This is a genomic window from Paenibacillus sp. IHBB 10380, from assembly GCF_000949425.1.
Taxonomy (GTDB): Bacteria; Bacillota; Bacilli; order Paenibacillales; family Paenibacillaceae; genus Paenibacillus_AQ.
On the sequence record NZ_CP010976.1, the window covers coordinates 433,160 to 455,901 of the forward strand.

22 protein-coding genes and 1 riboswitch are annotated in these 22,742 nt (G+C 40.8%); of the genes, 16 read left to right on the forward strand and 6 right to left on the reverse strand.

What is annotated here, in order from left to right; translation table 11 throughout:
- Positions 1–129 precede the first annotated feature (129 nt).
- Both UB51_RS01740 and dnaI read left to right on the forward strand, forming a co-directional pair.
- Complete coding sequence (locus UB51_RS01740; RefSeq protein ID WP_044875806.1) at positions 130–1,644, forward strand: replication initiation and membrane attachment family protein; 1,515 nt, start codon at positions 130–132, stop codon at positions 1,642–1,644.
- 42 nt (positions 1,645–1,686) lie between these two features.
- A complete protein-coding gene (dnaI, locus tag UB51_RS01745; RefSeq protein WP_044875807.1) occupies positions 1,687–2,640 on the forward strand; it encodes a primosomal protein DnaI in 954 nt (317 codons plus the stop codon).
- Positions 2,641–2,776: 136 nt separating this feature from the next.
- On the opposite strand, the gene UB51_RS27525 is transcribed toward dnaI, so the two are convergent.
- Positions 2,777–2,935 carry a YqzM family protein gene (locus UB51_RS27525; protein WP_144406932.1) on the reverse strand — a complete coding sequence of 53 codons (159 nt, stop codon included), beginning with the start codon at positions 2,933–2,935 and terminating at the stop codon, positions 2,777–2,779.
- Between the two features lie 232 nt (positions 2,936–3,167).
- On the opposite strand from UB51_RS27525, the gene trxA reads away from it, so the two are divergent.
- Together trxA and uvrC are read left to right on the forward strand one after the other, a co-directional pair.
- Complete coding sequence (trxA, locus tag UB51_RS01750; RefSeq protein ID WP_044875808.1) at positions 3,168–3,485, forward strand: thioredoxin; 318 nt, start codon at positions 3,168–3,170, stop codon at positions 3,483–3,485.
- Positions 3,486–3,579: 94 nt separating this feature from the next.
- Positions 3,580–5,502 (forward strand): excinuclease ABC subunit UvrC, encoded by a 1,923-nt coding sequence (uvrC, locus tag UB51_RS01755; protein WP_044875809.1) that lies wholly within the window; start codon positions 3,580–3,582, stop codon positions 5,500–5,502.
- Here uvrC and UB51_RS01760 read toward each other — a convergent pair.
- Positions 5,474–7,132: a CPBP family intramembrane glutamic endopeptidase gene (locus tag UB51_RS01760; protein WP_044875810.1), complete on the reverse strand. Its 1,659-nt coding sequence runs from the start codon at positions 7,130–7,132 to the stop codon at positions 5,474–5,476. The genes uvrC and UB51_RS01760 overlap by 29 nt on opposite strands.
- Positions 7,133–7,469: 337 nt before the next feature.
- Positions 7,470–7,638: riboswitch (cyclic di-AMP (ydaO/yuaA leader) on the forward strand.
- Positions 7,639–7,704: 66 nt separating this feature from the next.
- Between UB51_RS01760 and UB51_RS01765 the strand changes: the two genes are divergently transcribed.
- Positions 7,705–9,045 carry a TrkH family potassium uptake protein gene (locus UB51_RS01765; RefSeq protein WP_144406933.1) on the forward strand — a complete coding sequence of 447 codons (1,341 nt, stop codon included), beginning with the start codon at positions 7,705–7,707 and terminating at the stop codon, positions 9,043–9,045.
- A gap of 41 nt (positions 9,046–9,086) precedes the next feature.
- Positions 9,087–9,755, forward strand: coding sequence for a potassium channel family protein (locus tag UB51_RS01770; protein WP_044875811.1), 669 nt, complete (start codon positions 9,087–9,089; stop codon positions 9,753–9,755).
- On the opposite strand, the gene UB51_RS01775 is transcribed toward UB51_RS01770, so the two are convergent.
- Positions 9,739–10,635, reverse strand: a complete 897-nt coding sequence (locus UB51_RS01775; protein WP_044875812.1) for a LysR family transcriptional regulator — start codon at positions 10,633–10,635, stop codon at positions 9,739–9,741. The genes UB51_RS01770 and UB51_RS01775 overlap by 17 nt on opposite strands.
- Before the next feature lie 245 nt (positions 10,636–10,880).
- Between UB51_RS01775 and UB51_RS01780 the strand changes: the two genes are divergently transcribed.
- The 4 genes from UB51_RS01780 to UB51_RS01795 all read left to right on the forward strand — a co-directional run bounded on the left by UB51_RS01780 (position 10,881) and on the right by UB51_RS01795 (position 14,393).
- Positions 10,881–11,549: a succinate dehydrogenase cytochrome b558 subunit gene (locus UB51_RS01780; protein ID WP_044875813.1), complete on the forward strand. Its 669-nt coding sequence runs from the start codon at positions 10,881–10,883 to the stop codon at positions 11,547–11,549.
- Positions 11,550–11,564: 15 nt separating this feature from the next.
- Entirely contained in the window at positions 11,565–13,310 is a 1,746-nt protein-coding gene (gene sdhA, locus UB51_RS01785; protein WP_044875814.1) for a succinate dehydrogenase flavoprotein subunit, read from the forward strand.
- A gap of 15 nt (positions 13,311–13,325) precedes the next feature.
- Entirely contained in the window at positions 13,326–14,099 is a 774-nt protein-coding gene (sdhB, locus tag UB51_RS01790; protein WP_044875815.1) for a succinate dehydrogenase iron-sulfur subunit, read from the forward strand.
- A gap of 87 nt (positions 14,100–14,186) precedes the next feature.
- On the forward strand, positions 14,187–14,393 hold the full coding sequence (locus UB51_RS01795) for a hypothetical protein (protein ID WP_044875816.1): 207 nt from the start codon (positions 14,187–14,189) through the stop codon (positions 14,391–14,393).
- Between the two features lie 110 nt (positions 14,394–14,503).
- Here UB51_RS01795 and UB51_RS01800 read toward each other — a convergent pair whose 3' ends face one another.
- On the reverse strand, positions 14,504–14,851 hold the full coding sequence (locus UB51_RS01800; RefSeq protein ID WP_044875817.1) for a T9SS type B sorting domain-containing protein: 348 nt from the start codon (positions 14,849–14,851) through the stop codon (positions 14,504–14,506).
- A gap of 470 nt (positions 14,852–15,321) precedes the next feature.
- On the opposite strand from UB51_RS01800, the gene UB51_RS01805 reads away from it, so the two are divergent.
- From UB51_RS01805 to UB51_RS01820, 4 genes are all read left to right on the forward strand, one after another.
- Positions 15,322–16,104 carry a DUF3891 family protein gene (locus UB51_RS01805; RefSeq protein ID WP_044875818.1) on the forward strand — a complete coding sequence of 261 codons (783 nt, stop codon included), beginning with the start codon at positions 15,322–15,324 and terminating at the stop codon, positions 16,102–16,104.
- Between the two features lie 127 nt (positions 16,105–16,231).
- Entirely contained in the window at positions 16,232–17,158 is a 927-nt protein-coding gene (locus tag UB51_RS01810; protein WP_082062995.1) for a metallophosphoesterase, read from the forward strand.
- A gap of 83 nt (positions 17,159–17,241) precedes the next feature.
- Positions 17,242–17,805, forward strand: coding sequence for a GNAT family N-acetyltransferase (locus tag UB51_RS01815; protein ID WP_052675727.1), 564 nt, complete (start codon positions 17,242–17,244; stop codon positions 17,803–17,805).
- Between the two features lie 30 nt (positions 17,806–17,835).
- Positions 17,836–18,786 carry a DMT family transporter gene (locus UB51_RS01820; RefSeq protein WP_044875819.1) on the forward strand — a complete coding sequence of 317 codons (951 nt, stop codon included), beginning with the start codon at positions 17,836–17,838 and terminating at the stop codon, positions 18,784–18,786.
- A 537-nt stretch (positions 18,787–19,323) separates the two neighbouring features.
- Here UB51_RS01820 and UB51_RS01835 read toward each other — a convergent pair.
- Both UB51_RS01835 and UB51_RS01840 read right to left on the reverse strand, forming a co-directional pair.
- Positions 19,324–20,136 carry a histidinol-phosphatase gene (locus UB51_RS01835; RefSeq protein ID WP_044875822.1) on the reverse strand — a complete coding sequence of 271 codons (813 nt, stop codon included), beginning with the start codon at positions 20,134–20,136 and terminating at the stop codon, positions 19,324–19,326.
- Between the two features lie 23 nt (positions 20,137–20,159).
- Complete coding sequence (locus UB51_RS01840) at positions 20,160–21,062, reverse strand: LysR family transcriptional regulator (protein ID WP_044875823.1); 903 nt, start codon at positions 21,060–21,062, stop codon at positions 20,160–20,162.
- Positions 21,063–21,399: 337 nt separating this feature from the next.
- On the opposite strand from UB51_RS01840, the gene UB51_RS01845 reads away from it, so the two are divergent.
- The gene (locus UB51_RS01845) at positions 21,400–21,858 is read left to right on the forward strand and encodes a chemotaxis protein CheX (RefSeq protein ID WP_044875824.1); all 459 of its coding nucleotides are present in this window, start codon (positions 21,400–21,402) and stop codon (positions 21,856–21,858) included.
- A 49-nt stretch (positions 21,859–21,907) separates the two neighbouring features.
- Positions 21,908–22,681 (forward strand): SDR family NAD(P)-dependent oxidoreductase, encoded by a 774-nt coding sequence (locus UB51_RS01850; RefSeq protein ID WP_082062997.1) that lies wholly within the window; start codon positions 21,908–21,910, stop codon positions 22,679–22,681.
- Positions 22,682–22,742 lie beyond the last annotated feature (61 nt).

A 22,742-nucleotide genomic window follows, 5' to 3' on the forward strand; every position in this document is an offset into this window, starting at 1 on the left:
CATGCGAAGCAGCTCTTCCTTTTAGGAGGGGCTGCTTTGTTGTCAGTAATTAACACGAATTACGTCGAACGTTACTGAGGATTTATGTTAGAATGGTAGAAGTCTATGTAAACGATGGGGGGTTAACCGATGCGCATGAAGAGTCTATTACATTATACAGAGAACCATAGATACTGCGTTTATCGTGATTTCTGTCTCAGCAATCTGGACAACAGAATGTTGAGTAACACATACCAGCCCATGGTCGGAGCGTTCGCTATTAGCTTATATCAATTGTTGTTTCAACAGATTCCTAATGAGAAAATAGGTTATTCTCACACAGAACAACAGCGCCGACTTTTCTTAACGCTTGGGCTTGAGCCAAGTGAAACAGGTCGGAAGTTTCTTATTGAGCAGACTTCTAAACTGGAAGCGGTAGGTCTATTACAAACAAGTCGTATTTATGTTCCTGAGAACGATGATTATATGTACGAATATGAATTGCAGGCTCCTTTGACGCCTACAGAATTTTTTAATACACAGCATTTAACGCTTCTATTACGTGACAAAATCGGGAAATTTGCTGTCCTGTCTTTGCGGGAGGAACTTTGGGCAAAGGAACCTGATGAATGGTCAGGTACATCGCGGAATAAGGAAAACATTTCCGTACCCTTCTATGATATTTTTGAACTTAATACGCATGTCATTGATTATGAACTGGAGCAAGCCTTAACTGAAGTATCTACAACGAGACAGCCTGGGATGCAATTAGGAGAAGAAGGTGACGGTCTGAACTATGCCGAAATTATTCTTCGCTTTCCACGTGGTTCTGCGAATCGACATTTTGTAGAGAAGCTACGCTTTAACTTCGAGCAGATGGGGACTATCAATTATGTCGTTAATAAATACGATCTTAGTGTGCAGGATTTATGTCGATTATTAGATGAGGATGGTATATTCACACCCGAAGGAGACATTCAAGTAGATGAATTACAACACCAAGCTAATCTACATTTCCGTCAAGGGAAAAAGCGACAAGAGCAACGTGAAGTGTTGAGCGGTAAAATTGTTGCAATCCGTCAAAATGAGGAGAACTCGGACGGGGCCCTTCAGCTGGAGCATGCTGTGCAAATGGAGTATTATGTTGAGGTACCCATACAGTTCAAGACGAAGTGCGACATTCATCAATATAATATGATGCTTCGCAATGAACCCTATACGAAATTGCTCAAAACATTCTTTCCAGGTTCGGTGCCTGATAATTTAATTGATATATTTGAGAAAATTGATCTTAGTTATAAATTACCTGGGGAAGTTATCAATGTGTTAATTCATTATCTGATGTCTTTATTGTCTACCAATGGTGACCAGCGCATTAACCGTAATTTTGTGGAGGCCATTGCTTCTAATATGCTTCTTAAACAGGTTAATTCGTACGAGAAAGCAGTGCAATATATTAAAGATCAGTCGAAAGTGAAAGGGAAGCAAGCCGCAGCAACGGGAGGCGGACGGGCTAGATCATATGGTAAGCCAGTGAAGATGAAGCCCGAGATTCCTATTGTTCAGGACAATGGGGAAGATAATACGGTGTCTGAGGAAGATTTTGAACAGATGATGAAGTTTGCAGCAGAGATCCAAGCGAATAAGAAGAAGGGCGGGGCGTAATCGTCAGTAATCTTAACTTGTGAAGAAAGGAGGATCAAGACGATGGAATCAATAGGCGATCTACTTCGGCAGATGAAAAATCCGGAATTTCGCAAACGATCACAAGCCATCACGAACGAAGTGTTGAACAATCCACTCGTTAAGGAACTTCGGGAGCATCATCCTGAACTTGATGAATCGACTCTAAAACTAAATATGAGCCGGTTGTATCAATACATTGGTGACAAACGTAATTGCGATAACTGCCCAGGACTTGAACGATGTCCGAACGATTTTCAGGGGCATTTTAGCAAGCTAGAAGTACAGGTTGTGAATGGTGCCGCAGAGCTTTACGAGCGAAAGGTGCCTTGCACTTTGCATACGAATAAGCAACATGACGATCAGGTGAAAAAGCGAATTCGTAGCTTTTATGTCGATGAACGAGCATTAAATGAAGGATATAACGAAGTTGAAATTATGAGTAAAGATCGGCTTCGTGTCCCAGCAGTGAATCAGGTATTTCGATATATTGAAGATACGAAAGAAAAAGGTCTCTCCACACGTGGTTTGTATCTCTATGGTTCATTTGGAACAGGAAAGACATTTTTGATGAGTTATTTACTACATGAGCTTGCTATTGCTGGACATACCGGCGTGATCGTATATATGCCTGAATTTGTAGAAGATCTGAAGTCGATGATGACAGACAATCAGAAGCTGAAGGAAAGCACGGAAATCATGAAAAACTGTGATCTTCTAATATTTGATGATATTGGGGCAGAGAATTTGAATCCCTGGGCAAGGGATCATATCATGGGCTCAATTTTGAATTATAGAATGAATCGCAAACCGACCTTTTATACGTCCAATTATACGCTTGAGGGTTTGGAGAAACATTTGAGCTTCACGAATAAGGATGGAGAAGAAGGTTATAAAGGTCAAAGGTTGATGGATCGGATTTCTCCATTCGTAGATGTAGTTTATTTGCATGGGGAGAACCAACGGGGTAAGAATTAAGGATATACAACTTTGTTCCAAAAGGACGGCATTCGTTTCGTTAACCTATGAAATAGGGATGAAGTTTAACGTTCTAATATTATAAAAAAAGTCTGGCCTCCATTGAAGGAGATCAGACTTTTTTTTGATGTACATGTTAACCTGAGATGATGAACTTGATAATAACCATTGCGGCGAAAATAACGGTCATAAAGAGGGTCATTCCACCAACGCCAACTATTAAATCAAAAAGATCATTTCGCGGCTCTTCATTCACATGGTCTCGTGCATCGTTGAAATGTACGTTAGTGTCCATGAACAATTCCTCCTCATAAAGGTTCTTTCTTTTGCACATGATAATAATCATAGACAAAGGAGACCTGAGTTGCAATAAGTATACCCAATTCCCAAAGATTTTGTAAAGAATATCTATATATTTTAAAAAAACGGATTTCACATTGACCATAAGTATGTGATATACTTATAACTGTCCACAAAGACGTATCAGTTTAAATTTCTCTAACTTTCCTATAAGGAGGAAAAATATCATGGCTATTGTTAATGTATCCGATCAGTCCTTCAGCACAGAAGTGGGAGGTCAAGGAACGGTTTTGGTAGATTTTTGGGCGCCTTGGTGTGGTCCTTGTAAGATGATTGCTCCAATCTTGGATGAATTATCTACAGAATTAGGTGACAGCGTGAAGATTGCAAAATTGAACGTTGATGAAAATCCAGAAACAGCTTCCCGTTTCGGTGTTATGAGTATCCCAACACTAATCTTCTTTAAAGATGGTCAGCCTGTGGATAAAGTAGTTGGATTGAATTCCAAAGAAGCATTGAAGAACATGATCTCTAAACACCAATAAGGTGTATGTTATACCACAGCGCCTCCGGATTATCGGGGGCGCTTTATTAATAGTAGTACAATTCCCGTAGGAGAAGGGGGTGTAGTATATAACCATGGAAGATTTAACAATGACTGATCATGAACGTGATAAAGCTGCGGAGAACATCCGTCATAAGCTGGCGTTATTGCCCGATCAATCGGGATGTTATTTGATGAAGAATAGCGAAGGCACCATTATTTATGTCGGTAAGGCAAAGGTTCTGAAGAATCGTGTACGCTCCTATTTTACCGGAAGTCATAATGGGAAAACACAATTGCTCGTATCTGAAATTCGCGATTTCGAATATATCGTGACAGGTAGCAATATGGAAGCACTCATCTTAGAATGTAACCTTATCAAACAATATCAACCACGTTATAACGTATTACTTAAAGATGATAAGACCTTTCCATATATCAAAATAACGAATGAGGCTCATCCCAAATTGGAAGTCACTCGGCGTGTATTGAAGGATAAGGCAAAGTATTTCGGGCCCTATCCTAATGCCTATGCTGCCCAACAGACGAAGAAGCTGCTTGATCGCATGTATCCGCTTCGTAAATGTGGGGTTATGCCGAAGGAAGTGTGCTTGTATTATCATATGGGACAGTGCCTAGCACCTTGTGAGAAGGAGGTTCCTCAGTCAGCTTACGAACAGATCACACAGGAGATTAGCGCATTCCTTGGTGGCGGACACGAGCAGATAAAGAAAGAGCTTCAACGGAAGATGGAGGAAGCCGCAGAAGAGCTTTATTTTGAGCGGGCTAAGGAACTTAGGGATCAAATTCTGAATATCGATGCGATTATGGAGAAACAGAAAATTACGACTTCCGATGCGAGAGATCGAGATGTGTTCGGATTTGCTGTAGACAAAGGTTGGATGTGTGTGCAGATTCTTTACATGCGCCAAGGGAAAATGATCCAACGTCATACCTCTGTCGTTCCGTTTTATGGAGAGGCATATAGTGATTTCATATCGTTTGTTACCCAATATTATAGTGATAATCCAGCTTTACCTCAGGAAATCCTGCTTCCCGATATGTTGAAGGAAGAGCTTGAGGTTGAGGTAGATACTGGTTCTGTGGACGAAACGCCAGTAGCTGAAAGTGAAATCCATACGTCGCTTATATCAGATGGGATAGATGAGATAAGTGGGGCCTCATCCTTGCAGGAATGGCTCGGTGTTAAAGTACTCGTTCCTATGCGTGGATTGAAGAAACAGATGATTGGAATGGCCACTGAGAATGCGAAGGTAGCACTGAATGAGAAGTTTCGTCTAATCGAACGTGATGAAGAGCGTACCTCCAAAGCGGCATCGAATCTAGGCCAGGTTATTGGGTTAGATTCTTTACATCGTATTGAAGCATTCGATAACTCTAACATTCAAGGAACTCATCCTGTATCTGCCATGATTGTATTTATTGATGGGAAGCCTGAGAGAAAAGAGTATCGTAAATACAAGATTCGTTCTGTTGTTGGAGCGGATGATTATGAAACCATGCGTGAAGTCATCAGGCGTCGATATGAGCGCGTGATGAAGGAGAACCTTGAGATACCCAACCTTATCGTTGTTGACGGTGGTAAAGGGCAAATTTCTGCCGCTGTGGACGTGCTAGAGAACGAGCTGGGTTTATTTATTCCAGTATGTGGATTGGTCAAGGACGTGAAGCATAGAACATCGCAGCTTATGGTTGGTGATCCCGCAAAGGCAGTATCTCTTCCAAGGGACAGCCAAGAGTTCTATTTATTGCAACGGATTCAGGACGAGGTGCATCGATTCGCGATTACCTTTCACCGTGAGCAACGTGGCAAGTCTATGGTAACCTCCCGCTTAGATTCCATTCCGGGGATTGGAGAGAAACGTCGTAAGTTGCTATTGAAGCACTTTGGTTCACTCAAAAAAATAAGAGAGGCCAGTCTCGAAGACTTTAGGCCTCTCTCAATTGGCGACAAGCTCGCCGCTTCGATTATTGCAGCACTTCAGGAGGAGTCGTAACATACGGCTTCTCTTTCTTTTTGGAATTAAACAGGTAGATAACGTAAGCTACGATTGCTGGCATGATCATAGAGACAATGCCTGCTGAGACATTAGTTATATCACCAAGCACGAATAGACTAAAGCCCATTAAGATGCTGTCAAAAATAACGTGGCTGAAGAGGGCAGCAATAAAACCATATCGCAGAAATATAAAGCTAAAGATTAGCCCGATTACAAGAAGTTCAATAGGTCGCGAGATGACGGGATAGATAGGATATAGGGTATGTCCTAGCGCCCAAATGATGGTTGGAATCAGACAAGCGATAAAAGTGTTCTTAACGATCTTCTGCATCATCTTGATACCAAATAAACGGTAAACTGCTTCTTCGGATATTCCTGCCAGCCAAGCTAATAGCGGAAATGTCCAAGGATAAAGCATATTAAAAGGTGATTGTGATGAATCGGTTGTGGACCAAGTATGCAATGTGTGCTCAAGCACAAAGAATAGGATAGATTGGACCCCAAGTAATATTAATGCCCATAAATAGCCTACATACATACTATTTAGCACGTATGAGCCATAGCCCGGTTCTTTGGACCTGGGCCATGGATTTAGTCCAGCTTCTTTTCGCCATAAGCCATTCCCACCAACCAGTGAGAAATAGAGTAGAGCAGACATGATTAATGAAATGATACCCGTACTAATGAGTGAGAATGTCATATCATTAAGCGTCTGTCCTTGTGCCTCTAATGCGGGCATCATATTGTATGTGCTTAGCATGGATACAGCAAAATAAAATACACTCAAAAATATACCTCTTACAAATGAAGTATGTGTATGTGTTAGTGCGCTGTAAATGATGGCCAATATGCCGAATACTAGAGTTAGAAGTCCATAGCCTAGTATAGTTAACCATAATGCTGTCGCTGTTTCCTTCTCTACATATGCAATGTGATCTGTTGGAACTGAAAAGGCGGGTTCGAAGGAGGAAATTCCTTTCACTCCAAAAATAAATTTAAATTGCAGAGCAGCATCACCAATCTTCGTATTAGGATCAGTGTACACGAGGCTGGATTTACTATCCTGGGTGACCTTAAGATTGGAGCTCTTATATCCCCATTGTTCAAGCCATGGTTCTGCGAGCTTTTGTTTATATTCCACCTCTAATAACTCATCCATAACTGGTGTTTTTACCGGGATTTTACTCTCCTTAGATGCATAGCTAAAGGCAACTACTTTGCCTGTGTTCATATGTACATCTACATTAAGATAAGTATCTACTTCTGTCAGACGGACGCGAAAAACATCATAAGGAAAAGACCCTTCAAATTTAGTTGAATATTCTTTGATGAGCTTATTCTTGGATAAGTAGCCATAGAAGTCAGATTTGGACTGGTAAGTGACAATGGCATCCGCATCATTTTCATCTAGAATAATGCCGCCTAATTGGGATTGTGCAAATTGCGTGGCAGCTTGTGTAGCTTGATCTTTACTGATTATTTTCACATTCAGCTGTTCAGTCGAACTTGAAGACATGGCAGGTAGTAAAAAATTGAAAATGCCAAATAAAATTAGACCTATTGCCCCAAGTATACCCAAAACCTTATAGTTTGCTTTAATCTTCAAAGGTTGCCCTACGGAATTCATCTAATACCCCCTAAATATAAATGTGTTGAACCATCAAAGTAAACATAACATACGTTTCATCTTTAGAACCAGTTCCTTATCTAGAATTGAACTAAAGTTTAAGTTCTCCAAGTTCTATAGATTCTAAAGAAAATCAAGAATACGAGGGACGCCTTTAGTTCATTCTATAAGTGTAGACTAAATGATGAAAACATGATGAAAATGGAGAGATATTACGAAATTTCATGAAAAGTGTATCTCTTATTCATTTAGTATACTCAATTCGGGTTTATTTCCATTCTTTATTGAAAATAAAGCTTTGTATAGTATGAAAATAAGGCTTATAATCGGAATGCAATTTAATATTACGCCGAATTTTCTTTTGAATTACGGGGGAACCAATATACAACCGATACGTCTTTAACGTTGAGCGTTGTTGGGGTGAATTTCGTTGTATTACAACGAATAGGGTAACCTGTGCATACCCGAATCCGTCAGCTAACCTCGTAGGCGATATGCTAGCAGGAACCAACCCGAAAGGCATTGGATTTCCGATGTCTTTTTTCGTTGATCTTTTTTAAGGGGCGAATCAATTGAAATTTCATTTAAAATGGTTAAGATTTTCTCCTCCACAGATTTTGGTCATGGGATTTGCAGGGATTATTCTCATTGGAACGTGCCTGCTTATGCTACCAATCTCTAATACTACTGGAAAGCCACTCGGTTTCATTGATGCGTTCTTCACAGCAACTTCCGCTACTTGTGTAACAGGGCTTGTTGTAAAGGATACCGGAATCTTCTTCAGTACATTTGGACAAGTGGTTATTATGTCACTTATACAAGTAGGTGGTCTTGGAATTATGACTGTGGCAACCTTATTCTCTTTAATGTTGAAACGCAGAATTTCTCTACGAGATCGATTATTGTTACAGGAGGCTATGAACCAGAGCTCAATGGAGGGAATCGTTCGCCTGATCCGTAAAGTATTGCTTTTTTCATTCATTATTGAAGGAACAGCGGCGATAATCTTGACGATACGATGGGCTTTTGATATGCCCTTCGGTAAAGCTCTTTATTATGGTGTGTTTCATGCCGTTTCGATGTTTAATAACGCCGGTTTCGATTTGTTTGGTCACTTCCACAGCTTAACAGGTTATGTATATGATCCAGTTGTAAACTTCGTAGTGATGTTCCTTATTGTATCCGGTGGGATAGGATTTATTGTACTTGCAGACATTGTGGATTTCCGTAAGAATCGTAAATTTTCATTGCATTCTAAGGTAGTATTATCTATGACAGCAGCTTTGATTATATTCGGAGCGCTCGTTATATTTGTATTTGAGTTTACGAATCCAAGGACACTCGGGTCACTTAACTGGGGAGGTAAGATTCTAGGTTCTTTATTCCAATCTGTCACTCCACGGACGGCAGGTGCGAATACGATAGATATTGCGGGTATGCGTCAAGCGTCTCAATTCTTCATGATTATTTTAATGTTCATCGGAGCTTCTCCAGGATCGACAGGTGGAGGAATTAAGACAACCACATTCACGATTATTATAGTTGCCGTTATCGCTATGATGCGAGGACGTGACGATATTGTACTGTTCCGTTATCGGTTAGCTCAAGAGAGAATCTTCAAGGCACTGACTGTTATGCTTCTGGCTCTCTTACTCGTAATAGGCGTATCGATGCTGTTATCTACCACAGAAGATACTAACTTTCTTATGATATTATTTGAGACTACCTCAGCCTTTGGCACCGTTGGCTTGAGTATGGGAATTACTCCAGAATTATCAGTGTTTGGTAAGGTATTAATTAGTCTGACAATGTTTGCTGGTCGTCTAGGTCCACTCACACTTGCGTATGCACTCGGACCGAAAAAGGGTAAAGAATTATATCGGCACCCAGAAGGAAAAATAATCATTGGTTAATACAAGAAATGGATTAATATAAAAGGGGTATAGAGCTAAAAATGAAAAGACAGCAGTTTGTTGTTATTGGTTTGGGGCGTTTTGGATCTGCGCTAGCACTTGAGTTAATGGCCTTGAATTATGAGGTGCTCGGGATTGATAGGAACGAAGAGATTGTAAGTGATATGAGTGAATTCCTGACATATGCAGTGGTAGCGGATGCTTCGGACGAAGAGGTACTGAAATCACTAGGTGTTCGTAACTTTGATTGCGGTATTGTGGCCATTGGAGATGATATCCAAATGAGCATACTCGCTACTATACAATTAAAGGAACTTGGAGTTACGCAAGTTGTAGCTAAAGCGATATCAGTGCTGCATGGTAGAGTACTTGAGCGGCTAGGAGTAGATCGAATCATTTATCCCGAGCGAGATATGGGAATACGAGTTGCTCATCAACTCGTATCCCCGAATCTGCTGGACTACATCGAGCTTTCTAAAGATTATACGATTGCAGAGATGAGTGTTCCAACATGTCTAGATGGGAAGACCCTCTCAGAGATTAATACACGTTCTCGGTATGGTTGTAGCATCGTAGCTCTTCATAGACCTCATGGTATTATTGTAGCTCCTACGGCTATGGATCAGGTTCATACGAATGACATTATGGTTATCATTGGCTCTAATGAAAGTATTGATCAATTTAAGAATGAAGTTATAAACGCGAATTAAAGAGGGCCTCTGTCTCGTTAACCCATTGTCTTGCTGCTGTACTCAGCTCCGCGTGTTCACCGAAGATGAGTGACGTGGTCCGCCGGGTTTCCTTCAGATCTGGGATGTGAATAACAATAAGCTCGTTATCGTCAAGGAGTTGCTGGTGCAGATAGGATTTAGGAAGAAGTGCCGCAGCTTTAGAAGTAGGTAATAAACGAACGATGGCTTCGAAAGAATCAATCTCCATCCGTATATCTGGCTTCACTTTACATTGTTGAAAGAGTTCATCTGTTAATTTCCGATACCATGTTCCATTGGAGAAAACAATCATGGGTAAATCATGCAAGTGTTCCATTTGAACTTCCTTGGATTCGGCAAGGAGATGATGACGAGGCAGAACCAATTCTAAATGATCTTCAAATAGAGGTATGCACTGTAATCCTTGCTCAAGGATGGAAGAAGCAACGATTCCAACATCTACTTTCTTCTCACGTACGGCGGATACGATTTCATGTGTTTTGCCAGTTACGAGCTTAATTTCTGCGGATGGATGTTTGTCCATGAAAGCATTTATTAATGGAGGAAGAGTCGTCTGTAAAGTAGTCAGACTAGCTCCAAGCGTAACTGTCATTTGGCTTCCATCCTTAAACTGAGCAAGTGTGCGAAGAAATGTATGTTGTTGTTTTCTTTGTTCCAAGGCAAAGGTGTAAGTTAACTGACCTATAGAAGTAAGGACAAGCCGTTTCCCCTTGCGGTTAAAAAGGCTTACGCCTAAATCATGCTCGAGCTTGGAAATCTTGCGCGATAGAGCAGGCTGAGAAAGATTAAGTAGCCTAGATGCTTGGTTAAGACTCGATTGTTCGACGACAGTTGCGAAGACCTCTAACGCTTCAAACATAACAATCACCTCATTCGTTTAATTTCTTATGCGTTAATGTTATAACTATTAATAATTATATTGCAATTCCATTATAAGATAAAAAGGAGTAACATGAAAAGTGCCACAAGTTGTTCACAGAATTGTGACAGGAAGGGCTGAATTCAGCTATTTATTGCGGCATTTCTCACTTTTTATTTATATTTAACGATTAATAATCACATTTTGTTGAAAACGCTGTCTCATGGAAAGGGGAACAACTATTTATGAAAGGCTATTATTCCAGAAAGCTGCATTCGCTACTCGGTGTTATTCCGCTCAGCTTTTTTATTCTGGAGCATTTAGTAACGAATTTCGCCGCTTTTGAAGGTGGTAAGGACGCCTTTAACGAAGGTGTGGCTTTTCTTAACGGCTTACCACTCGTGTTATTCATGGAGATGTTTCTTATTTGGTTACCTTTGCTTTATCACGGTGTCTACGGTTTATACATTGCTTATCAGGCTGATTCAAATGTGGGGAGTTATAAATACGAACGAAACTGGCGTTATTTATTTCAACGTATCACAGGTGTTCTCACATTCATGTTCATCATTTGGCATGTATATGAGACAAGAGTTCAGGTGGCTCTTGGGAATGTCACACATGAAGAATTAGGTGGTGTTATTCACGCCGCTGTAATGAACCCGATCACATTTACATTGTATTTAATAGGTGTAATTTCAACGGCATACCATTTCTCTAATGGGATTTGGTCATTCCTCGTAAGTTGGGGAATCACAGTTGGACCACGCGCGCAGCGCGTATCCTCTTATGTATGTATGAGTCTATTCGTGGTTGTATCTGTGATGTTTGTATTATCTCTTATCGCTTTTCGTGCAGTTGAATTCGATACAGCTTCAGCATTCATAGAAACATTCAAGTCAGTTTTGAGTTAGGGAGAGTGAACTGAAATGGCAACAACTAATATTATTATTGTGGGCGGCGGTTTAGCAGGGTTGATGGCCACCATTAAAGCGGCAGAAGCGGGCACTCATGTTCATTTGTTCTCATTAGTACCTGTAAAGAGATCTCACTCCGTATGTGCACAGGGTGGAATTAACGGAGCGGTTAATACCAAGGGAGAAGGAGATTCACCTTGGGAACATTTCGATGATTCTGTATATGGGGGAGACTTCCTAGCGAATCAACCTCCTGTTAAGGCGATGTGTGATGCTGCACCTGGTATTATCCACTTGATGGATCGGATGGGTGTTATGTTCAACCGTACACCTGAAGGTTTGCTTGATTTCCGTCGTTTTGGAGGCACGAAATATCACCGTACTGCCTTTGCTGGGGCAACGACAGGACAGCAATTATTGTATGCACTTGATGAGCAGGTTAGGCGCTATGAATCAGAAGGGTTAGTCACGAAGCATGAGAACTGGGAATTCCTATCGGCAGTCATTGATGACGAAGGAATATGTCGTGGTATTTGTGCACAAGACCTTAAGACGATGGAGATCCATACTTTTGTTGGGGATGCGGTTATTCTAGCAAGTGGTGGTCCTGGTATTATCTTTGGTAAAACAACGAACTCTGTCATTAACACAGGTACAGCTGCAAGTGCTGTTTATCAGCAAGGCGCGTATTATGCCAATGGAGAATTTATTCAGATCCATCCTACGGCTATTCCGGGTGATGACAAGCTACGCTTGATGTCAGAATCTGCGCGTGGAGAAGGTGGTCGAATTTGGACTTATAAAGACGGTAAGCCTTGGTATTTCCTTGAAGAGAAATATCCTGCATATGGTAATCTAGTGCCACGTGATATCGCCACAAGGGAAATTTTCGATGTGTGCGTTAATATGGGACTAGGTGTTAATGGTGAGAATATGGTGTATCTTGATTTATCTCACAAAGACCCAAAAGAGCTAGATGTAAAACTAGGTGGAATTATTGAAATCTATGAGAAATTCATGGGAGATGATCCAAGAAAGATCCCTATGAAAATATTCCCGGCAGTTCATTATTCTATGGGCGGTATTTGGGTAGATTACAATCAAATGACAAACATCCCAGGGTTATTTGCCGCTGGTGAATGTGAATATCAATACCATGGAGCAAACCGGCTAGGCGCGAACTCTTTAGTGTCGGCTATTTTCGGAGGTATGGTTGCGGGTCCTAAGGCAGTCGAATATATCAAAGGTCTGAAGAAGAAGGCTGAAGATGTACCTAAGTCATTATTTGATCGCTATACCAAGCAACATACAGATAAATATGAGAGCTTGTTGAATATGAATGGTACAGAAAATGCCTACGTGATTCACAAAGAGCTAGGCGAGTGGATGACGAATAATATGACAGTTGTTCGCTATAACAATAAGCTTGAGGCTACCATTGAGAAGATTAAAGAGCTTAAGCAACGCTACGCTAATATCAATATGACGGATAAATCTCGCTGGAACAATCCAGGTGTGGCTTTTACTCGTCAGTTATGGAATATGTTAGAGCTGGCACATGCGATGACATTAGGGGCACTGTTACGTGATGAGAGCCGTGGTGCTCACTATAAACCAGATTATCCAGAACGTAATGATGAGAAGTTCTTGAAGACAACGAAGGCTAAGTGGACGCCTTCAGGTCCAGAGATCACTTATGATGAAGTGGATGTCTCCTTGATCGCGCCGCGGATTCGTGACTATTCGAAAGAGAAATAGGAAGGAGGAACTCAGATGGCAGTTGATACAACTAAACCAACCAAAAGCAAAAGTGTCAAACTCATAATTACTCGACAAGATGGACCTGAGGGAAAGTCATACGTTGAGGAGTTTGAACTACCTTATCGTCCAAATATGAACGTAATTAGTGCTCTTATGGAAATTCAGCGTAACCCAGTGAATGTCCAAGGTCAAGATATCGCACCTGTATGCTGGGATTCCAATTGTCTTGAAGAAGTATGTGGCGCATGCTCGATGGTGATTAACGATAAGCCTCGTCAAGCCTGTGCGGCACTCATTGATAACTTAGAGCAACCTGTACGTATAGCGCCTATGAGTACTTTTCCCGTCGTTCGTGACCTTGTTATTGATCGCAGTAGAATGTTCAACGCGCTAAAAAGAGTCAAAGCATGGATTCCAATCGATGGAACGTATGATTTAGGACCTGGGCCTCGAATGCCTGAGAAGAAACGTCAATGGGCTTATGAATTATCGAAGTGTATGACTTGTGGTGTCTGCCTCGAAGCTTGTCCTAACGTGAATGAGAAGACAGATTTCATCGGTCCTGCTGCTCTATCTCAAGTCCGTCTCTTTAACGCTCACCCTACAGGTGAAATGAATGCAGAGGAACGTCTTGAGACGCTTATGGAAGATGGGGGTATTGAGGGTTGTGGTAACTCTCAGAACTGTGTCCGTTCTTGTCCTAAAGGAATTCCATTGACAACTTCTATCGCAGAGCTTAATAAGCAAACGACGAAGCATATGTTCAAGCGCTGGTTAAGTGTATAATCTACAAATCTAATGCTAATGGGTACGATTGATAACCTATGAACACCTCTGCATTTCGCATATGCGATTTTGTGGAGGTGTTTTACTTTGTTACATAGAATAATACAGTATAGAAGAGTATTACGTGATTACTGCGTCCAAAGCTTTCAGAATGGGTATGCAGGCTGGTTACTTTACGAGAACGAGTCAAAGGAGTGTGTTTCGAGAACTCGACGATTGGATGAGAAGAAGTCTTCGAATAAGCCTATGGAAAGAGTGGAAATTACGGAGAATAAGGTGAGGAAACAAATATAATATGAACCGCTGTATACCGAACGATGTATGGTGGATCGAGAGGTCGGGGGCTAGCCCCCGACCTCTCGATCTTATCGTACAGGATATGAAGTAAACGAACAAAAGCAAAATCATCTAAAGTAGAGATTTTGTATACGGAATGATGCCAAGGTTTGCGTAGCTACAACTGTATATGTCCCACTTGGTAAGTTAGGTACAACAAACGAATCTACGCCCGAGTCACCAAAAGGTCCACCCCACGCCGTGTAATGAGAATTACTATAAACAAGTTGTCCACTTTCGTTATATACATTTATACCGTAAGGATAATGGCCAGAAGGTCCACTATACTGCCCAATTACAACAAGCTCACCTTGTCCTTGAATCTGTTGTCCAGTGTTGCTCGCAGAAGCTGACAGAGGAAGCATTGCAAACACGAGGAAAAATAGCATAAGAATGGATAGGGTTTTTCTTTTCATTAATATCATTCCTCTCAACATATTAGGGGGAAGGTGTCGAGTCTAGTGAAGGGCGATAGCTGGCCAGCATTTCTATTAATTTCAAATCCCCATCAATAGAATATCACATTAAAACTAGAATACAAACAAATAATTCCAAATTAATATATTTTTTTGACTTTTACCCAAAATATAGGTTTATTGGGAAGTGGAGGTCAACACTTAGCGGTTTATGTAATCTGAATATTGAATATCATCGAATTACATACTTAACTCACATCATGGAACACTACTCACAGTTCACAGCCTTGATCTACAACATGGGTGTCGTGTTATAATTAATACAAATAACATAGACAAGGGTGAGCTATTTCAGTTTTTCGAGAGTCGAAAATTGATAAACATCCTTTTACCGATATAAAAGCAAGAAGATCGGGGTACCAGAGCTCTTCTAATTATTATAATATAGTCGTGAATCAGGAGGAATGTATATGATATGCCGAGAATTGAAGGAAGCCTGGGTCATGATAGAACAACACCAACACGGATTAATTGCGGGTAAATTTGCAAATGCTTTCAATTCTAAGCTTTTCCTTGAGAGTAAGCGTAAAGATGAAGCCATATATGCGATATATGAGCATGATCGGGGCTGGATTGATTTGGATGATACTCCCTTCTTGAATACTTCTGAGGGTACTCCCTATACTTTCATGGATTTTCCGATTGCTGTTAAGTTAGCTTTCTACTCCAAGGGACTAGAAGAAGTACAGGCTGAGAGTCCATATGCGGCACTGTTATGTAGCTTACATTTTGAAAGGTTATTGATCCAAGCTGACATAGAGCACCCTGCTTTTACTAAATATATGGAGCAGGAACGACTACGTAGAGATCACATCCAGAAGCAATTGGGCATCACAGATCCGGCGTCAGAGGAGGAGCTCATCTTTCATTCGTGGGTATTGCAGTTCTGTGATGACCTATCCCTCTATTTATGTTTGAATGAGCCAGGATCAGATAAAGAGCATGAGCACCCGTGGTGGCGTGATGGATTCACCATATCTGAGAATTTTGACTTTACTAGTGGAGGGATGATCCAAGCGAATTGGGTCGATCGTAATAAAGTAAAGCTTACGCCTTTTCCATTTGAATCATCATTATCGATTGAACTAGGTTACCGATATGTATCCAAAAGTGATATTCAGAAATTAGGATTGTCTGATGCATATATGCAGAGTGAGGAAATTCGCCATCGCTTTGAAATTACTGCTAGCTAGAATGAGAGTTAGGACAACATATCCACTGGTATGAGTAGGCTCATTGTATATTTTGAAGCTGCCTAAGAGAAGTTCACGATGAGCGTGGACTTCTCTTTTTAAGAATGATATTGGAGGTTGCAATATAATGAATAGTAAGGAACGTTCCTATGGGGATCCTCCGACAGAGATTCCTTCTAGGAGGGATTCCCCAAAGCATAGAGTCGATAACAAGATGACGAGAAGGCAATTTCTTCGTAGGGGTGCATTAGCAGTTATAGGTGCCGGATTATTTACAGGGGGATACTCTTGGTTGTGGGAGCCACGGCATTTATCTATAGAACGTGTTCAGCTTACCTTCACAAAGCTTCCAGCTGCCTTTGATGGATTGAAGGTTGTCCAATTTAGTGATCTTCATCTAGGACACCACTCACATGAGAATGATTTCAGCGAGCTCATGGATGCCATCATGAGCCAGTCCCCTGATCTGATCTGTTTGACAGGAGATATTGTAGATAGCCATGCAGAGCAAATGACGAGCTTCGTTCCTTACTTGGCTTCACTTAAAGCCCCTCTAGGGAAATTTGTTGTTTTAGGTAATCATGATTATCGGGGGCAGTACGATGAGGTGGGTCGCATGCTAACAGAAGCAGGTTTCATATTACTGCGGAATTCGCATCGTCTGCTGAAGAAGGATGGGAAGGCCATAGCCGTCGTTGGATTGGATGACCTTTTACAGGGAACACCTGATCCAGATCAGGCACTTAAAGGAGTTCCAGACGGAACGTTCTCTTTGTTGCTTATGCATGAACCGGATTATGCGGATACGGCGGTACTATACCCATTTGATATACAATTGTCTGGACATAGTCATGGAGGTCAAGTAAGATTTCCACTGATAGGTGCAATTACGACACCTGCCGGTTCTAAGCGATATATTCAGGGATTATATGATTTTCAACCAAGCGGTATGTTACTCTACGTTAATCGTGGCTTCGGAACGACTCAGTTGCCTATAAGGTTGTTATGTAAGCCTGAGTTGACGGTATTTACTTTGAATTCTGGAGATAAGTAATTCGTCTGTATGAATACACCGAATAATGGATAAGAGTATTCCATAGTTCTGCGAGTACTAGGTTGTGTGAGGAGAAGAGGAGCTTGCTGAATAACGGTGTGTTAGTAGGGAAACAGGTTCAGTTAAGACCACTTAGAATCCATGATGAAGCTGACGTATGGTCTTTGTTATCTGATCCTCAGATTAGGTGTTCCATGACTAGAAGCACGGGTTCTTCTTATCATAGTTCTAAACAAGTTCTAGCACAGCTGCTTAGTCGAAATCAGCGAGATTCTTTGCATTTCGCGATATGTTTATGTAACGAAGGGGAGAAGTTCATTGGGATTGTTTCTTTTCAGCGCTGGAATTCTTCTAAAGGCAAGGCTATGCTGGGCTACATGCTAGACAGTTCTTACTGGCATCGAGGATTAACGACAGAGGCGGTTGGCCTTTTGCTTCAGTTTGCAATTAACAATCTCGGTCTGCGAAGAATTGAAGGTAGATGTCGTAAAACGAATAAGGCTTCAGCTAAAGTTATGCTAAAGAACGGACTCGTATTGGAGCGGGTTCTTCCACTCATGGATGGATCAGACGAAGCCAGTGAAGATGGAATTCACATTTATGGTCTGACCATAGAGGAGGGTATTCAAGCACTTGATGGAGATTAAGGTTTATCAACAAGGAGGACATAAGGTATTGTGAAGGCAGAAACATGGTTTAGACATCCTGTGGGTATTTTGATTAGTTCGCTGGGAGCAACGGTATTGTGGGGAAGTGCATTGCCCATAGTCAAGTTGAGCTATGCTCATCTGAACATGAAGCAGGGAGATTTTTTTGGTCAATGGGTATTTGCAGGGTATCGATTTACGATGGCTGGAATGATTCTACTCTTACTTTCAACGATGTTGGGGAAAAGTACAAGTATCGGCAAACAAAGGTTACCTTTATCTAGGTTATTTCGGCTAGGTGCGATCCAAACATTTATGCAATATTTATTATTATACGTAGGATTAAGTTATAGCTCGGGGATCGAAGGATCGATACTCGTGGGGTCGACATCTTTTTTTCAAATATTGACTGCACGCTTTATGGCACCTCGGGAAAAGCTTATCGCAGCTAAATGGTGGGGACTTGCAATGGGCTTTGCAGGGATTGTTGTCATGGGTTTCGGACAAAGTGGTGGCCTTCATTTCCATTTCGGTATCGGATCAGTCTTGCTACTAGCTTCGGCGGTCTTTGGTGGTTTCGGTAATGTGTTGGCACGGCAGGAAAGTATGCATGAATCCGTTATTTCATTAACAGGTAAACAAATGCTCATTGGTGGACTGGGACTACTCCTTGTTGGGGGAGTGAACCGAGGATTTACTCCTTATTCATTCGATGGACAGGCCGTGGGATTGCTGATCTATTTATCCTTATTATCTGCAGCTGGATTTGCACTTTGGAATACAGTCATGAAATATAATTCGGTAGGAAGAGTCTCAATGTATCTATTCTTTATCCCTGTCTTTGGTGTCATCTTATCTGCATTCATTCTGCAAGAACAGGTATCAAGCTGGGTTGGATTATCACTTCTATTAGTCGTTGCTGGGATTATTACAGTAAATGTTTCGGGTCGACAATCTAAGCGGGTGGTACGTGAAATATAGGGAATCTATTTATGGTTATCCAAAGGGCAAGGTTTGTTACACAAATGAAATATAGTCGTTACGTGTCTTTAACAGTGATAGGTTATTATTATCACATAACCCCCCTTTTTGAATATATGTTTGGACCCGTTGCTGGCGGGTCCTTTTTTTTTTTTTTTGCGGCTCACAAGAGTACAAGATATGGAGTATTAAAATATACATATATTTGTGAAGAATATCACATATTTATTGATTTGTTATATATAGTGTATTTAATGAAATATAATGGGATAAAACTCGAGATAGGTGGAATGGTATGTTCTCATATATTGTGAAAAATATGTACAGACATAAGCTGAGATTATTTCTCACGTTCATATTGCTTGTGACTAGTTTCATTCTTGTGAGCTTTTCGCTTCAGGTACTGCTCAATTTCTCCAATATGATTAACAGTAGTTGGACGAAGGGAAGGCGTGCGTGGGGAAATTTTATTTTCATAAATAGTGTTGAGGGTAATCCGCGGGATCAGTCCCACGAATTACCCTTTTGTCATGTAGTCTAAAGAAGTGGAACGACTTGTTTTTGCTTCTGTTTGTAGTACACCCACTCTTTAAATCCTATTTCCTTAAGGCGGGTACTCACTTCTAACAACTCTTCTCCCACTCGTTCAGGCTTATGAGCATCAGATCCGAAAGTCACATCGACACCGAAATAGTATGCTCGTTCAAGTATTGTATCTGATGGGTACCAGCCCCCACTTTGTTTCGTTTTGCCTGAGGTATTGATCTCAATGGCAACATTACATGCTGCAATAACTCTCAGGGTCTCATCAATCTCTTCATGAGCAATAATGTCAGAGAAGCGAGGATAGTTCCCTTTCATAGCGTCAATATGTCCTAGGATTTGAAACATACCACTACGTGCAGACTCCTGAATCATACGGTAATATTCTTTTTTGACTGCGATTTGCTGTGTATCATTTAATTTTTTCCAGCGATTAGCATTGAAGATACTAATATCCTCTACTTGATGGACAGAACCGATAATATAATCAAATGGATAAGCTGCGAGTGTCTTGCGATAGAGCTCAGCATGGATTGGAAAGTAATCAGATTCAATACCTAACAGCACATCGATGACCCCGGAATACTCCTTTTGAAGTTCAAGCACTTCTTGTACATAGGAGGATAACTCAGATTTAGCCATAGAGATTAATGGAAATGCTTGCTCCTCTTCTCTGCCAAAGAAAGGGGTATGATCGGAAATTCCGATGACTTGAAGGCCGGATGAGATGGCTGATTCGATATAATCTCGGATATTACCGGAAGCATGTCCGCAGCGAAAATGGTGTGTGTGAAGGTCAAATTTCAAGTTGAGGACACTCCCTTATATAGTTATTCTGAACTGATAAACTGCGTTTCTGGCATGCCTTTCAGGTCACTGAGGAACTGCTGCATAGCAGAGTTTAAATATCGACCTGATTTATAGATAACACCTACTGGATGTGTAACCTCAAGTTCGCAGATGGGAATAATCTTGAGTGTCCCTAGACGAAGCTCTGACGTGACAGCCAATTTAGAAATAATGGCGGCACCCAGATTTAGTTCTACCATTCGTTTGACTTCTTCACTACTGGATAGCTCCATCACGACGTTAGGAACAATTTTGTATTTCTTAAATAAGTCATCCATAAATCTCCGACCTACGGTATCCGGTGAGAGCAGAATGAGTGGGACATCTCTTAACACCTCTATTGTAGCTATGTTTTGCTTGGCAAGAGGATGTTGTGGTGATACAACAAGTTGAAAAGTATCGTAATAAAGAACTGATGTAATTAAGTTAGGATTGCGTTCGATAAGATAACCAATTCCAACGTCGATGGTCCCATTTTCTACATTATTATAGATTTGGCAAGAGGACATAGATTGAATATATGTTTTGATTAAAGGAAATTGATCCTGGAAATATGATAAAACACGGGGTAACATTTGAATGGCTATTGAAGTTGTTGTTCCAAGAACGATATGTCCCTGAGGAGTTTGATTTAAATCCGAAAGTCGTTGTTTAAGTTCTTCGACGATGGACAAAATTCGCTCAGCATGTTCAAGAAATACATCTCCACGATCTGTTAATGTAACAGGCTGATTGCGATCTACAAGTACAGTTTTGAACTCATCCTCTAAACTTTTAATTTGGGCAGACACAGCAGGCTGGGTTAGGTTAAGTAACTCTCCTGCCTTGCGGAAGCTCATGGTCTTAGAGATGGTTAGAAGTGTCTCCAACTGACTAATGTTCATGCATGACCTCCTTGAAAATATATTTACAATTCTTCGTTCTCGGCCGTATCTTTCCTTAAATTATAGGTGATTCCGTTTGACAGGGCAATGTGGCATTACTTTTCCATTCACATTTTGAGATTTTTGACCGATAAATATATAGGGAAAATATTGCATCGTTCAAATTTGGAATAAACAGATGAATATATAACTAGAAACATAGTGAATTAGAACTATCATCTGGAGTGCTGGACAATATTAAGTGATTTATTTTTGGGTTTAAAGTATAATGATTTTTAAGAAAAACGGGACTTTTGATACCGTGACAAATTTCCTGTTTCAAGGGGGCTTACTTACAATGAAAGCAGAAATTATTAATCCGTTCATAGAATCAGCGCGGATTGTAATTGAACAGGTCATTCAGATATCACCCTCTACGGGGAGTCTCGGAATCAAGGATATTGAGTTTAATAAAGACCATATCTGGATTCAAGTGGGGATGACCGGGCAATTAACTGGTAATATCGTGTTTGGACTTCAAGAAGATGTTGCGTTAAGAATTGTATCTGCCATGATGGGCGGTTTTGTCTTGACAGAGATGGATGAGATGGGACAAAGTGCAATCTCTGAACTCGGTAATATGATTAGTGGGAATGCTAGTACAATCCTTTACAATCAAGGTGTGATTGTAGATATTACTCCCCCTAAGTTTATCATGCTTGAGAATCTTACATCAAGTTTCCCTAGAAAGGCACTGAGTATTCCCTTGCTAATGGATGGTATTGGAGAACTGGATATTCAAGTTATGATATCGTAGACTAAACGATGAACTGAATATCTCTTCCCCAATAGGAGGACTAAGGATTATGATGAAGGATAAAGTAGTAGTGATAACAGGAGCCTCCAGTGGCATTGGGGCTTTGACAGCAAAGCTGCTATCCGAGCAAGGGGCTATTCCGATACTGATTGCACGCTCTCAAGATAAGCTTGAAGCCGTGGCGAATCAATTATCAGGACAACACGAGCTCATCGTTATGGATGTTACGAAGCAGGAACAAGTGCAGAATGTAATGAATGATATTATTCATAAATATGGACAAATAGATGTTCTGCTTAACAATGCTGGTTATGGTAAATTTGAGTCTATTTTGGACATGTCCATAGAACATTATAGTGATATGATGGATGTCAATTATATGGGTACTGTTCGTTGTACGAAAGCTGTTCTCTCACACATGTTAGAGAGGGGAGAAGGTCATATTGTGAATGTGGCTTCTATCGCAGCTAAGATTGGAACAGCTAAGTCGACAGCATATACAGCTACTAAGCATGCTGTATATGGATTTAGTAACAGTCTTCGCCAAGAGCTACGTGGGACAGGAATTACCGTGTCCACTGTGAATCCGGGACCAATCGATACTCCTTTTTTTGAATTGGCTGATCCTACAGGTGGATACGTAAATAATATTCGGTGGTTCATGATGAAGCCTGATCTTGTTGCCAGCAAAATGGTGAAGCTTATGGATAAGAAGCAGGAAGAGATTAATCTTCCTTGGTTAGCTGCTGTGGGGATATGGTTCTATCAGTTATGTCCACGTTTTGCAGATAAACTGACATACAGAATGATGAATAAGAAATGAGTAGGGCCGGCTCAATCGAGCTGGCTTTTTTGAAGTATCAGAAATGATTAACTTTTAATTT

Excerpts from the sequence above, each read along its gene's own strand:
- UB51_RS01740 (WP_044875806.1), top strand. The coding sequence starts at position 130 with ATGCGCATGAAGAGTCTATTACATTATACAGAGAACCATAGATACTGC.
- dnaI (WP_044875807.1), top strand. The coding sequence starts at position 1,687 with ATGGAATCAATAGGCGATCTACTTCGGCAGATGAAAAATCCGGAATTT.
- UB51_RS27525 (WP_144406932.1), bottom strand. The coding sequence starts at position 2,935 with ATGGACACTAACGTACATTTCAACGATGCACGAGACCATGTGAATGAA.
- trxA (WP_044875808.1), top strand. The coding sequence starts at position 3,168 with ATGGCTATTGTTAATGTATCCGATCAGTCCTTCAGCACAGAAGTGGGA.
- uvrC (WP_044875809.1), top strand. The coding sequence starts at position 3,580 with ATGGAAGATTTAACAATGACTGATCATGAACGTGATAAAGCTGCGGAG.
- UB51_RS01760 (WP_044875810.1), bottom strand. The coding sequence starts at position 7,132 with ATGAATTCCGTAGGGCAACCTTTGAAGATTAAAGCAAACTATAAGGTT.
- UB51_RS01770 (WP_044875811.1), top strand. The coding sequence starts at position 9,087 with ATGAAAAGACAGCAGTTTGTTGTTATTGGTTTGGGGCGTTTTGGATCT.
- UB51_RS01775 (WP_044875812.1), bottom strand. The coding sequence starts at position 10,635 with ATGTTTGAAGCGTTAGAGGTCTTCGCAACTGTCGTCGAACAATCGAGT.
- UB51_RS01780 (WP_044875813.1), top strand. The coding sequence starts at position 10,881 with ATGAAAGGCTATTATTCCAGAAAGCTGCATTCGCTACTCGGTGTTATT.
- sdhA (WP_044875814.1), top strand. The coding sequence starts at position 11,565 with ATGGCAACAACTAATATTATTATTGTGGGCGGCGGTTTAGCAGGGTTG.
- sdhB (WP_044875815.1), top strand. The coding sequence starts at position 13,326 with ATGGCAGTTGATACAACTAAACCAACCAAAAGCAAAAGTGTCAAACTC.
- UB51_RS01800 (WP_044875817.1), bottom strand. The coding sequence starts at position 14,851 with ATGAAAAGAAAAACCCTATCCATTCTTATGCTATTTTTCCTCGTGTTT.
- UB51_RS01805 (WP_044875818.1), top strand. The coding sequence starts at position 15,322 with ATGATATGCCGAGAATTGAAGGAAGCCTGGGTCATGATAGAACAACAC.
- UB51_RS01810 (WP_082062995.1), top strand. The coding sequence starts at position 16,232 with ATGAATAGTAAGGAACGTTCCTATGGGGATCCTCCGACAGAGATTCCT.
- UB51_RS01840 (WP_044875823.1), bottom strand. The coding sequence starts at position 21,062 with ATGAACATTAGTCAGTTGGAGACACTTCTAACCATCTCTAAGACCATG.
- UB51_RS01845 (WP_044875824.1), top strand. The coding sequence starts at position 21,400 with ATGAAAGCAGAAATTATTAATCCGTTCATAGAATCAGCGCGGATTGTA.
- UB51_RS01850 (WP_082062997.1), top strand. The coding sequence starts at position 21,908 with ATGATGAAGGATAAAGTAGTAGTGATAACAGGAGCCTCCAGTGGCATT.